Source organism: Nocardia sp. NPDC004722, from assembly GCF_053601505.1.
In genome coordinates this window covers 1-12,039 of the sequence record NZ_JBSGBY010000227.1, presented here as the reverse complement: position 1 = coordinate 12,039, position 12,039 = coordinate 1, and the positions used below count along the sequence as shown (strand labels likewise).

Annotated in this window: 12 protein-coding genes; 3 read left to right on the top strand and 9 right to left on the bottom strand. The window is 69.0% G+C overall.

Annotated features, from left to right (window positions below; all coding sequences use genetic code 11):
* The coding region (locus ACWELQ_RS22250; protein ID WP_452398970.1) for a GMC family oxidoreductase N-terminal domain-containing protein at positions 1–1,741 on the bottom strand (1,741 nt) is incomplete at its 3' end.
* 206 nt (positions 1,742–1,947) lie between these two features.
* Between ACWELQ_RS22250 and ACWELQ_RS22245 the strand changes: the two genes are divergently transcribed.
* Together ACWELQ_RS22245 and ACWELQ_RS22240 are read left to right on the top strand one after the other, a co-directional pair.
* Positions 1,948–2,613: a respiratory nitrate reductase subunit gamma gene (locus ACWELQ_RS22245; protein ID WP_452398969.1), complete on the top strand. Its 666-nt coding sequence runs from the start codon at positions 1,948–1,950 to the stop codon at positions 2,611–2,613.
* Between the two features lie 70 nt (positions 2,614–2,683).
* Positions 2,684–5,698, top strand: coding sequence for an alpha-mannosidase (locus ACWELQ_RS22240; protein ID WP_452398968.1), 3,015 nt, complete (start codon positions 2,684–2,686; stop codon positions 5,696–5,698).
* 31 nt (positions 5,699–5,729) lie between these two features.
* Here the strand turns inward: ACWELQ_RS22240 and ACWELQ_RS22235 are convergent, their stop codons facing one another.
* Positions 5,730–5,909 (bottom strand): hypothetical protein, encoded by a 180-nt coding sequence (locus ACWELQ_RS22235; protein WP_452398967.1) that lies wholly within the window; start codon positions 5,907–5,909, stop codon positions 5,730–5,732.
* Positions 5,910–5,927: 18 nt separating this feature from the next.
* Here ACWELQ_RS22235 and ACWELQ_RS22230 point away from each other — a divergent pair, with 18 nt between their 5' ends.
* Positions 5,928–6,581 carry a hypothetical protein gene (locus tag ACWELQ_RS22230; RefSeq protein WP_452398966.1) on the top strand — a complete coding sequence of 218 codons (654 nt, stop codon included), beginning with the start codon at positions 5,928–5,930 and terminating at the stop codon, positions 6,579–6,581.
* Between the two features lie 88 nt (positions 6,582–6,669).
* On the opposite strand, the gene ACWELQ_RS22225 is transcribed toward ACWELQ_RS22230, so the two are convergent.
* From ACWELQ_RS22225 to ACWELQ_RS22195, 7 genes are all read right to left on the bottom strand, one after another.
* Positions 6,670–7,011, bottom strand: coding sequence for a hypothetical protein (locus ACWELQ_RS22225; RefSeq protein ID WP_452398965.1), 342 nt, complete (start codon positions 7,009–7,011; stop codon positions 6,670–6,672).
* A 22-nt stretch (positions 7,012–7,033) separates the two neighbouring features.
* Positions 7,034–8,164: a mandelate racemase/muconate lactonizing enzyme family protein gene (locus ACWELQ_RS22220; protein WP_452398964.1), complete on the bottom strand. Its 1,131-nt coding sequence runs from the start codon at positions 8,162–8,164 to the stop codon at positions 7,034–7,036.
* A complete protein-coding gene (locus ACWELQ_RS22215) occupies positions 8,161–9,540 on the bottom strand; it encodes an aldehyde dehydrogenase family protein (protein ID WP_452398963.1) in 1,380 nt (459 codons plus the stop codon). Before ACWELQ_RS22215 ends, ACWELQ_RS22220 begins: the two co-directional genes overlap by 4 nt.
* Positions 9,537–10,133 (bottom strand): thiamine pyrophosphate-dependent enzyme, encoded by a 597-nt coding sequence (locus ACWELQ_RS22210; protein WP_452398962.1) that lies wholly within the window; start codon positions 10,131–10,133, stop codon positions 9,537–9,539. Before ACWELQ_RS22210 ends, ACWELQ_RS22215 begins: the two co-directional genes overlap by 4 nt.
* Before the next feature lie 2 nt (positions 10,134–10,135).
* The gene (locus ACWELQ_RS22205) at positions 10,136–10,678 is read right to left on the bottom strand and encodes a thiamine pyrophosphate-binding protein (protein ID WP_452398961.1); all 543 of its coding nucleotides are present in this window, start codon (positions 10,676–10,678) and stop codon (positions 10,136–10,138) included.
* A 144-nt stretch (positions 10,679–10,822) separates the two neighbouring features.
* A complete protein-coding gene (locus ACWELQ_RS22200) occupies positions 10,823–11,545 on the bottom strand; it encodes a GntR family transcriptional regulator (protein WP_452398960.1) in 723 nt (240 codons plus the stop codon).
* Between the two features lie 86 nt (positions 11,546–11,631).
* Positions 11,632–11,952, bottom strand: coding sequence for a hypothetical protein (locus tag ACWELQ_RS22195; protein WP_452398959.1), 321 nt, complete (start codon positions 11,950–11,952; stop codon positions 11,632–11,634).
* Between the last annotated feature and the right edge of the window lie 87 nt (positions 11,953–12,039).

Sequence of the window (12,039 nt, the reverse complement as noted above, 5' to 3'; positions counted from 1 at the left end):
AACACCGGCCCGGCGCGTACCCGGCCGCGGCGGCGTGCTGCGCGAACTCCTCGTGCGAGCCGCTCGCGCCCGGCTCGTAGCCGACCCCGGCCGGATGGCCGGAGAAGATCCGCCGCGCGCCCGCCGCCTCCAGAATGCTTGCGGCATTGACGATTCCGGTGTGCATGTGGGCGGCGTCGCGGGCGGAGAGGCGATAGCGCACGACGGCCTTCCCCACCTTGTCGGTCTCGACGGAGCCGTGGTCGCGGTCGCGGGTGATGATGCCGACGGCGACGGTATTGGCCAGTTCGAGCATCTGGTCGCGGTGCGCGGCCGCGCCGGTCCACGCCTGGAAGCCCACCGACATGCCCGGGGTCATGGGCCCGGTCTCGTAGATGACGCCGTAGCCGTTGCCATCCAGATCGCGATCCTGCTTGGAGTAGCGGGTCTGCAGGCCGCCCTCCCAGGGGCGGATGTCCTCGTCGAACACGCCGAAAACGGCGGTGGCCGGGTGCAATCGGAGGTAGTCGCCGATATTGCGATTGCTCAGACCGGAACGGCGCAGCAGGGCGGGCGTCTGCACGGCACCGGCCGCCACGACCACCGCGCGGGCCCGCACCCACACCGAATGTCCTTGCGCGGTCACGGCTTCCACACCGGTGGCGCTGCCATTGCCGACCACGATGCGCCGGACGTCGGTACCCACCAGCAGCCGTGCGCCCGCCGCGGCGGCGTCGGCCAGCCAGGTTTTGACCACCGACTGCTTCGCGCCGACCCGGCAGCCGAAACCGCAACGGCCGCATTCGATTCCGGCGTCGCAGGCGGGGCCGACATTGCGGGGCAGCGGCTCGACATGCCAATCCAGTTTGCGCAGACCGCGTTCGAGGATCTCGTCGCGATGCGAGGCCGGTGAGTGGTCCTGGTTCACGCCGAGGCGCGCCACCACGGCGTCCAGTGCGTCGGTGTACTCCTGGGCGGCGAACTGCTCGGCCCCGAGTCCGGCCCATTCCGCGCGGACATCGTCGGGGGTGCGGAAGGAGGTGGTCCAGTTGACCACGGTGCCGCCGCCGAGGGCGGTGCCCGCGACCAGTCCGAGCTGTCCCTCCGCCGTGCTCGCCGGGCCGGGGGCGTAGAGCCGCAGGAAACCGTCCTTCTCCCCGGTCCCGAAATCGGGGTCGTCGTAATAGTCCCCGCGTTCCAGCACAACGACTTCCAGCCCGGCCTGCGCCAGCACCGCGGCGGCCGTCCCGCCGCCCGCGCCCGAGCCGATGACGACCGCATCGCAGACGATGGTGGTGTCGGCGTCGGGCCGCTCGGGTGTCAGTCCGCGGGTCGCGCCCTCGACCGGGCCGAAGTCGGGCGGGAAGCCGATCCGGTCCCAGACGGGGTTCCTGCCGGTCGGTCCCGGCGTCAGATAGTAGGAGGTGACCGCCGCGCTCTTGAGCGCCTGGAACAGTGCGCGCTTCTTCTCGAGCCGAGAGTTGGCCATTCCCAGTAGCCATCGCTCGCGCTGTTCGAGGGTCAGTCGCGAGAACTTCTTGAAGCCCGCACCGTTGAGCGCGCCGAAAAGCCGGGTGTCCCAGATTCGCATGAGCAGTTCGAACTGCCGCCGTTCCGCCGCGCGCGGATTGCGCCCGAGCAGCTCGGTCACGGTATCGACGACCCCCAGGTCGGAGGCGGTCGCCAGCGTGCCGCCGTCCCCCGGCGCGAAGCTGTCACAAATCATTCCGAGTGCGGCACGCCCCGCCGCGTCTGAAGCCATGCCGTCATCATGCGCCACGCCCCCGCCGCTGTCCCGGCGATTGCGGTACACCGCCCTCACTTGTGTGCGGGGGCGGCCGAAATCGGGGTGGCGCGCAGGGTCGAAAGTCCTTCGCAGGTTGGCACGATTCGGCACTTCTCTCGGGGCGTCGTCCGTGCGACAGTGTCTCGGCGACAATGCGGTGACCGGCGGTGTGAGGTGTGGGCATGATGATCACGGTGTGGGTGGTGCTGCCCTACGCGGCCGTGGTGTCGTGTGTGGCGGGGCATGTCTGGCGGTACCGGCGCGACGGCTTCCTGGGGTACCTGTACGGGACGCATCTGGATCGGGCGCAGCGGATCGGGATCCGCGCAGCGCGGGCCGGATTCCCGGTGGTGTTCGCGGTGCGGGTGGCGGAAATGCTTGCCTCCGGGGCGCATTCGCGTCCCGATCACGGTATTCAGGTGGTGCTCGCGGTGGTCCAGGTGATCGCGGTGCCGATCACTCTCACCGGTGTCGCGCTGATCCTGATCCCGCCGCTCATCTCCGCCGATGTCCGCCACCGCGTCACGCCCCTGGATCGGCTGACCCTGCCGTTGACGGCCGCCGCGCTGATGTCGTCGGTGCTGGTGACCTTCGACGGCGGCTCCACCGACGGTCGATTCCGCACCGCCGAAACGCTTTTCACCTGGGCGCGTTCCCTGGTGGCGCTGCATCCCGATCCGCTGGCCATGACGCACGCCCCGGCCGTCTACCAGGTGCGCGGGCTGATCCTCGTGGCGCTCATCGCGATCTGGCCCTACACCCGGCTGGCCGGGATCCTCACCGTCCCGGCCCTGCGGTTACTGCGTCAACTCGCGCCCGCCCCCTACCGCTCCGCCACCACCGGCTAGCGGCGGCTCCACTAGAGTCGGTCATCGAGCGGTTCGTCCAGCACGTCCCCATCGGATGGGAGCCACCGTCATGCACGATGATCGCCGTTTGATCGAGGATCGGCTCGGGCGCGTGCTCGGGGGCCGCATCGTTCCCGCCATCTATCCGGAATCGGTGCCGCTGACCGCGTCCATGTGGGTCGCGCCGGATGAACCCGTGCCCGTCGCAACGGGTTTGGCCGCGCCGCGCACACCGGTGGAGCCGGGGACACGCTGGGGTGCGCCGTGGGGCACCAGCTGGCTCACCGTCGAGGGGACGGTGCCGGAGTCCTGGGCGGGCAAGATCGTCGAGGCGATCATCGATCTCGGGTTCGACGGCGGCATGACCGGGTTCCAGTGCGAGGGCCTGGTGTATCGGGCCGACGGGTCGCCGGTGAAGGGGTTGCATCCGCAGAACCGGTGGGTGCGGGTGGCCGCCCCGGCGGTCGGCGGTGAACCGGTGCTGCTGCATGTCGATGCGGCGTCCAATCCGGTGATCCCCTTCTTCGGGCCGACCGCACTGGGCGATAAGGCGACGGCGGGCACCGAACCCCAATACCGTTTGGGGCGAATGGATCTCGCGGTCTTCGACGAGCAGGTATGGCAGCTGGTGCAGGACCTCGAGGTGCTCGGCGAGCTGATGCACGAGATGCCGGAGGATCCCGCGCGCCGCTACGACATCGTGCGCGCCATCGAACGCGCCCTGGATACCGTCGACCTGCGGGATGTGAACGGCTCCGCCGCGGCCGCCCGCGCATGCCTGGCCGACGTGCTGGCGCGACCGGCCATCGGCTCGGCCCACCGCGTCTCCGCGGTCGGTCACGCGCATATCGACACCGCCTGGCTGTGGCCGCTGCGCGAGACGGTTCGCAAGGTGGCGCGCACCGCCGCCAATATGACCGCGCTGCTGGACGACGAACCGGATTTCATCTACACGATGTCGCAGGCGGCCCAATTCGATTTCCTCAAACAGCATCGGCCCGAGGTGTATTCGCGGGTCAAGGAGGCGGTGGCGGCGGGCCGGTTCGTGCCCGCGGGCGGCATGTGGGTGGAGGCCGACACCAATATGCCGGGGTCGGAGGCGATGGCGCGGCAGTTCGTGCACGGCAAGCGGTTCTTCCTCGAGGAATTCGGGATCGACAACGAGGAGGCGTGGCTGCCCGACACCTTCGGGTTCGCGGCCGGGCTGCCGCAGATCATCAAGGCGGCCGGGTCGAAATGGCTGCTGACACAGAAGATCTCCTGGAGTCAGACCAATTCGTTCCCGCATCACACCTTTCTGTGGGAGGGCATCGACGGCACCCGGATCTTCACCCATTTTCCACCCGTCGACACCTACAACTGCTCCATGCAGGGGCGCGAGATCGCCCATGCGGCACGCAATTTCAAGGAGAAGGGGCGGGCGTCACGGTCGCTCGCGCCGACCGGGTGGGGTGACGGCGGCGGTGGGACCACCCGCGAGATGGTCGCCAAGGCGGCCCGCATGCGCGATCTGGAAGGGTCGCCGAAGGTGGTGTGGGAGTCCCCCGCCGACTTCTTCCGGGCCGCCGAAGCCGAATATCCCGAGCCCGCGGTGTGGGTGGGCGAGTTGTATCTGGAGTTGCATCGCGCGACGCTGACCAGTCAGGCCAGGACCAAGCACGGCAATCGGCGCAGTGAGCATCTGCTGCGCGAGGCCGAGCTGTGGGCGGCCACCGCGACGGTGCGCACCGGTCTCGACTACCCGTACGCGGACCTGGACCGGCTCTGGAAAACCGTGCTGCTGCACCAGTTCCACGACATTCTGCCCGGATCGTCCATCGCCTGGGTGCATCGGGAGGCCGCCCAGACCTACGCGACGGTGGCCGCCGAGCTGTCCTCGCTCATCGAGCGGGCGCAGTGGATGCTCGGCGGGCGAGAATCGGGGCCGCACGTGTTCAACCCGGCTCCGCACGCGTGGCGCGGGATTCCCGCCGGGGGTGCGGGAGCGGCGGAGGTCGGATCGCCGTGCTCGGTGACCGAACGGGCCGGCGGCGGCTATGTCCTCGCCAACGACCTGCTGCGGGCCGAGGTGGACGCGCGTGGTCTGGTGGTCTCGCTGGTGGATCTGGTGCACGGGCGCGAGGCGCTGCCGCCGGGCGCGGCCGCCAATCTGCTGCAACTGCACCCGGATCTGCCGAACTCGTGGGATGCCTGGGATGTCGACCGGTTCTACCGCAATCGGGTCACCGATCTGACGGAACTGGATTTCCTTGCCGCGGAATCGGATTCAGCGGCGGTCGCGGTGCGGCTGACGCGGTCGTTCGGTTCCTCCACCGTCGAGCAGACCCTCACCCTGCGGCCGGGCTCCCCGGCGCTCGAGATCGCGACCACGGTGGACTGGCATGAGACCGAGAAGTTCCTGAAACTCGCCTTCCCCCTGGACATTCACGCCGACCGCTACGCCGCCGAAACCCAGTTCGGTCACCTATATCGGCCGACGCACACCAACACCAGCTGGGAGTGGGCGAAGTTCGAGGCGTGCAATCACCGTTTCGTGCATCTGGCCGAACCCGGCTGGGGCGTGGCCCTCGCCAATGACGCCACCTACGGCCACGACCTCACCCGCACCGTGCGCCCCGACGGCGGCACCACCACCATCGTGCGCGCCTCGCTGCTACGCGCCCCGCAGTTCCCCGATCCCGACACCGACCACGGCACTCACTCTTTCCGCCATGCGCTCATCCCCGGCGCGACCATCACCGACGCCGTCCGCGAGGGTTACCGCCTCAACCTCCCGCCCTTGACCCCCGGCGTCGCCGCACCCGTCGCACCGCTGTTCACCCTCGACAACGACGCGATCGTCACCAGCGCGGTCAAACTCGCCGACGACGGCTCCGGCGACGTGATCCTCCGCCTCTACGAGGCCACCGGAGCGCGCAGCACCGCCGTACTCACCCCGAACTTCGAGACCACCGGACACCACACCTGCGACCTGTTGGAACGCCCGTCCCCCACCGACGCGGTCACCACCGAAGGCGACCGAATCCGCCTGCGGCTGCGCCCTTTCCAACTGGTGACCCTGCGCTTCACTCGCACCGGCGAGTAGTTCCTCGTAGCGGACGGGGCTCGCGGGCAAGTCAGTTCGTCGGATTCGCTCCCGCGGGCTCGCCGGGCTGCTCGCCGAGGCGGGCGTGTAGGCGGTCGCGGACCTGGTCGGGGGTGTAGGCGCGGCGTTTGCGTTCCGACCGCACGATGACCACGCCGGTCGCGGCGACACCCGCGGCCCCTGCCAAGCCGAGCACCTTCCACCATCGCATGCGCCTAGGCTAGTCCTCGTGCCACACGAAGCGCTGTCGAGTATCGGTTTGGATCAAGCGGTGGAGCTCACCCGGACCGGCGATCTCTGGCTGTTCCGAGGACATTCCGGCGCCGACCGCGCGATCCGCGGCCTCACCAACAGCCCCGTCAACCATGTCGGCATGGCCCTGGTCATCGACGATCTCCCGGCGCTGATCTGGCACGCCGAACTCGGCAAGGCGCTGCCGGACGTGTGGTCGGGCAACCACCATCGCGGCGCCCAACTCCACGACCTCCGGGCCGCGGCCATGCGCTGGGCCAACACCTACGGGCAGCAGGCGTGGCTGCGCCAGCTGAACCGCCCGGTCACCCCCGAGATGGAGAACGCCGCCCTGCGCACCGTGGCCCGCCTCGACGGCATGCCCTTCCCCTCCACCACCGCCCTGGCCGGCCGCTGGTTCCGCGGCCGCGTCCCCCTCCCCAACCGCCCGAAATCCCCTGCCGCCGAAGCCGATCTGGAAAGCGCCTACTGCGCCGAGATCGTAGCCATGACCTACCAGTCCATGGGCCTGCTCCCCCACAAACGCCCCAACCGCTACGACCCGGGCAGCTTCTGGAGCGGCGACAACCTCCGCCTCCCCGACGGCTACCACCTCGGCGGCGAGATCGAGATCAAGATCCCCGCCGCCTGACCCGCGCCCGGTCAGCAGCCCTGATGATCCAACTCGATCGTCACCACCGTGGTCGACTTGTCCGGTGTGTTCGGCCGGAGGTAGACGCTCACGGACTCGTTCTCCACATCGAGCCACCAGCCCCCGTTCCGAAAACCACGGCGACGCAATAGAACACCGCCGGGACGGCACCCAGACCGATCCGGGCGAGCGGGGTATCGGTGCCGCGCACCTCGAAGATGAGCCCGGCCACCAGCACCGCCCCGGCGGCGACACTCAGCAGCACCTCGACACTGTCGAAACACGACCGCAGCGACCAGGATTCGAACGACACCACGAACTGGACCGTGAGGATAGCCGTCAATGCCAGGCCGTAGTAGAGACTCGGGCGTGACGGCCGGGCTGCCACCAGCCAGCACACCAACGGAATGAGCAAGATCAACCGGAGCACGGCCGCAGCATAGCCAGACCGATCAGCCGGTCACCTCGTATTTTTCCACCATCACGGTGTCGAACTCGATGCCCAGGCCGGGACGGTCCGGAATGTGGACCTGGTTGTCGGCGTAGTGCATTCGCGATTCCGGGGTGAGCAGGAGTTCGAAGTTGTAGATGCCTTTCTCGTGGGCGAAGTATTCGACCACCAAGGCGTTGGGGATGGCACCGCAGAGGTGGGCGTGGAGGTTGTGGTGCCAGTGCGGGGCCATCTGGAGGCCGAAGGTGGCGGCGGTGTTCGCGATGCGGAGCCATTCGGTGACGCCGCCCGCGACGCCCGCGTCGCATTGCAGGACCGGGATGCCCGCCTCGATGAGAGGGCGGAATTCCCAGCGGGTTTGGTGGATTTCGCCGGTGGCCACCGGGGTGCGGATGGTGCGGGCGAGTTCGGCGTGGCCCGCGATCGCCTCGGGTGAGAGGGGCTCCTCGAACCACCACAGGGGACGGTCACCGGCGGCGCGTTCGAAAGCCTCGATGGCGGTGCGGGCTTCGGCCACCGAACGGTAGGCGTTGTTGGCGTCCAGGGACAGTCGGCCGGTGTCACCGATCGCGGCGACGGCGGCGGCCACGCGGCGGGCGTCCTCGGCGACCGACAGGCCACCCACTTTGATCTTGTGGTCGGTGAACCCCTGCGACGCGTTGAAATCGATCTCGCGGATCACCGCGTCCGTCCAGGAGCCCTCGTCGGGACGGTAGTAGCCGCCGGAGGCGTAGGACGGCAGCGGCGCGGTCGAACCGCCGAGCAGACTCACCAGGGGAAGGCCCGCGCGCTTGGCGCGCAGATCCCACAGCGCGATATCGAAGGCCGACAGCGCGCGAATCACCGTGCCGCGCCGCCCTTCCAACAGCGTCTCCTGAAAGGCGCGCTCCCACAATCCGGCCACGTCGTTCTCGTCCGCGCCCAGATACACCGGCGCGAGCAGATCGTCGGCGGCCAGCTTGGCCAGCGCGCCCGCGCCGGTCCCTGCATAGGTGTAGCCGACGCCGGTGTGTCCGTCGGCCTCCACCTCCACCAGTAGGTAGTGGCGAACGTTCAACTCGCGGTTGGACATCCGGGTCGGCTTGTCGACGGGGACGGCGACCGCGCGGGTGCGGATGGCGGTGATGGTCACGGGTGGCTCCTGGAGGTCGCGGCGCTGCGCACCGTCTGGACATTGGCGAATTCGGTGACGCCGTAATGGGACAGCTCGCGGCCGTAGCCGCTGGCCTTGACGCCGCCGACGGGCAGGCGCGGATCGGATTCGGAGATGCGGTTCACGAACACCGAACCGGTGTGCAGGCGGCGGGCGATGCGGTCGATGGCCTCGCGGTCGCTGCCCCACAGCGAGCAGCTCAACCCGTACACGGAGTCCTCGGCCGCGGCCACCGCCGCCTCCTCCGAACTCACCGCCAGCACCGCGCCCAGCGGGCCGAACGTCTCCTCCCGGAAGGCGGTCGCGTCGGTGTCGCGCACCTGCACCAGGGTGGGCGGGAACCATGCCCCCGGCCGGTGATCGGCCTTGCCGCCGAACAGGATCCGAGCCCCGGCCGACACCGTCGTCTCGAGTTGACGACGCAGTTCGTTGCGCAGATCCACCCGCGCCATCGGCCCGATGTCGGTGCCGGACTCCGTCGGCGCGCCGTACACGAGTTTGCCCAGCTCGGTGACCATGGCCTCGACGAAGTCGCCGAAGATGCCGCGCTGCACGATGATTCGCTTGGCGGCGATGCAACTCTGCCCGGCATTGAGGAACCGCGAGCGCACCGCGGCCGCCGCGGCCGCCGACACGTCGGCGTCGTCGAGCACGATGAACGGGTCCGACCCGCCCAGCTCCAGCACCGACTTCTTCACCGCCCGACCGGCGGTCGCCGCCACCAGCGCCCCGACCCGATTGCTGCCGGTGAACGCCACCCCGGCGATCACCGGATGCTCGATCAGCGGCGCGACCCGGTGCGGGGGCAACACCACGTGGGTGAGCACCCCGTAGCCGAAGGTCTCGTCGAACAGCGACTGCAGCACCTTCGCGCACCCGGTGACATTGTCGGCGTGCTTGAGCACCACCGCGTTGCCGACCGCGATGGCGGGCAGCATCGCCCGGATCACCTGCCAGAACGGGTAATTCCACGGCATGATCGCCAGCAGCACGCCCAGTGGCCGCAACCGCACCTCGGCGATATCGGGGGCGACATCCACCTGCTGGGGGGACAGCAGATCGGCCATGGTGTCGGCATAGAAGTCGCACGCCAGCGCGCATTTGTCGATCTCGGCCCAGGCCTGGGTGATCGGCTTGCCCATCTCGGTGGTCATCAGCAGCCCGAGATCCTCCCGGCGTTCGCGCAACAGCTGCGCGAGGATCCGGAATTCCGCGATCCGATCGTCGATCGGGCGCTCGGCATTGATCCGGACCGCGGAGTGCGCGCGGCGCAGCCGCAGTTCCAGCTCCCGGTCGGAGGTGAAGCGGTAGGTGTCGAGGGTGCGTCCGGTGGTCGGATCGACGGTCCCGATCACAGCAGTACCTCCGCCGCGGTGGTGCGGGCGGCGTGCAGCCAGTCCTGGAAGCGGCGGCCGATGATGACCGGATCCTCCAGCAGCTTGGGCACATTCGTGGCGTTACCGGCTTCGAGATGGACATGCAGCATGACCGGGCCGGGCAGCTCGGTGACCTCGCGCATCGCGGTGTGCAATTCGTCGGCGTCCGTGGCCCGCCGCACGGTCCATCCGCTCGCCTCGGCCAGCAGGCCCAGGTCGATGTCCTCGGCGTAGGTGGGCAGATTCGCGGTGGCCCCGTAGACGGCATTGTCCAGCAGCACCATCACCAGCTTGTCCGGGCGCAGAAACCCGCCCGTGGCAAGCACATTCGGGTTCATCAGCAGGGAACCGTCGCCCTCGATGACGAGCACCTTCGGCACCGGGGTGTCGTGGAGGGCCAGCGCGAGGCCGGTCGCCACCGACCCCGCCAGACCCATGGCATCCAGCAGATACAGGTGATTGGGCCGGTCGGCCACCGCAGCCAGTTCCCGGCTGGAGGCGGCGCAGGTGACCACCACCGGCAGTTCGGCGGTGTGGTCGGCCAGGATTCGCAGGGCGTCGATGCGCTTCACGCTCAGGCCGCCTTTCCGTCGGTGTTCCAGAAGTGGGCCAGCACGATCGCGGGCCGGAAGGTCATGCGCGCGTGCGCACCCGCCTCGGTGACGACCGCCTCCCAGTCCGAAGCCGTACTGCGCCTGTCGATTTCGAAGACCGGCAGCCCGATCTCGCGCAGCAGCGCGGGCGCGTACTGACTGAAGGTGTGGATCATCGAGTTGTATTCACCGAGCCCGCCGCGGGTGTTGGCCACGATCAGCAGCGGCAGGTGGTAGGCGATATTGAAGGTGGTCAGGGCGGTCAGCGCATTGCCGAAACCGTTGTCCTGCATGACGATCGCACCGAACTTCCCGGCCAGCGGGAGCGCGCCGAGCACGCCCGCCGCCTCCTCCTCGCGGGAGAGCGGGAAGACGGTGCGCGAGCGGCCGGCGCGGCCGCCGCTGGTATCCACGAGCGCGGAGATGACGGGGGCGACGCTGACCGAGGGAACGTATCCGACCAGATCGACCTGCGCCGCCCAGATCCCCCGCGCGATCGACGCCGCATATGAATTGGGGTCCACAGCATGTCCTTTCACAGGGACCAACTGCCGAGTGGCAGTTCAACAACCACTCACAACATACTAATGAAGGCGAGTAGCATGCAACAGATTGATAGAAGTTAGCTGGATCCGGTCGGACCGGACCCAGTGGGGTGAAGCGAGAACTCAGTAGGTGATCTGCTCGCCCTCGGGCACCGAGACCGACACCCAGCGCCGCCATTCGGCCACCAGGCCGCGATCGTTCTCGCTGCTGTGCGCGACCAGCAGATCACCCGAGCGCACCAGATGCTTGCGCATGGCCCGCTCAGCGGCCGCGCCGTCGCGTTTACGCAGCGCGTCGATGATGTCCCAGTGATCACGCAAGGCGGTCTCGACCGGCTGATAGCGCGGCACGCTGTGCCGCCCGTCGAGGGTCAACGTCTGCCGCAATTCGCGAACGGTCTTGGCCAGCCGCAGATTTCCGCTCGCCGCGAGGATCAGCTCGTGCAACGCCTCGTCGGCGGCGAAGTACTCCGCGCCGCCGTCGGCCGTGCGCTCCATGATCCGGAACTCGGCCAGCATGGCCTCGTCGTCGCGGCCGGTCATGACCGCCGCGGCGCTGCGACACGCGGGCGGTTCCAACAGCACTCGCATGCTGCACAGCTCCACGATGCCGCGCCCGTCCTGCCCGACCACCCGCGCACCGCGATTGCGCTCGATGCGCACCAGCCCGAGATCGGCCAGCTTGAGCAGCGCCTCGCGCACGGGAGTCCTTGACGCGCCGAACATCTCGCCCAGCTCGCGCGAGGAGTAGAGCACGCCGCGCTGCAGCCGTCCCTGCCGGATGGCGTCGCGGATCTCCTCGGCGATCACCTCGGCTTTGCTGTCAGCGGGCACATCCTGCGACACGAGACCTCTTCGGGGAGCGAACGACGGATCGCCCGCGGCAAGTGCCACGGGCGATTGCCCAGCTTAGTAGGCGCCCGATCGAACGCCTACGCGCCCACGCCGGGCGCGGACCCCCGCTCGATCTCGGCTACCCCGCCCCCGGCCTGCGCCGCGCGACGACCCCGGGCCCGGCTCGCCAACGCGGCCAGGACCAGCAGCGCACCGACATTCGCGAAGATCATCACGCCCATCGACAGCCCGGTGTTGCCGTGCGACGCGTCCTGAATCCACCCGAAGGCATAGGGACTGACGAATCCGGCCGCATTGCCCATCGAGTTGATCAGCGCGATGCCACTAGCGGCGCCGACTCCGGCGAGATAGGAGGTGGGCACCGCCCAGAACAGCGGTTTCGCGGTCTGCGCGGCCATAGCAGCAGTTGCAGTCGGCGCTGGCCGCCGAACTGCCGTCGTACATGATCCCGTCGGTCTTCATGCCGCTGGAAGCGTTGCCGCTCA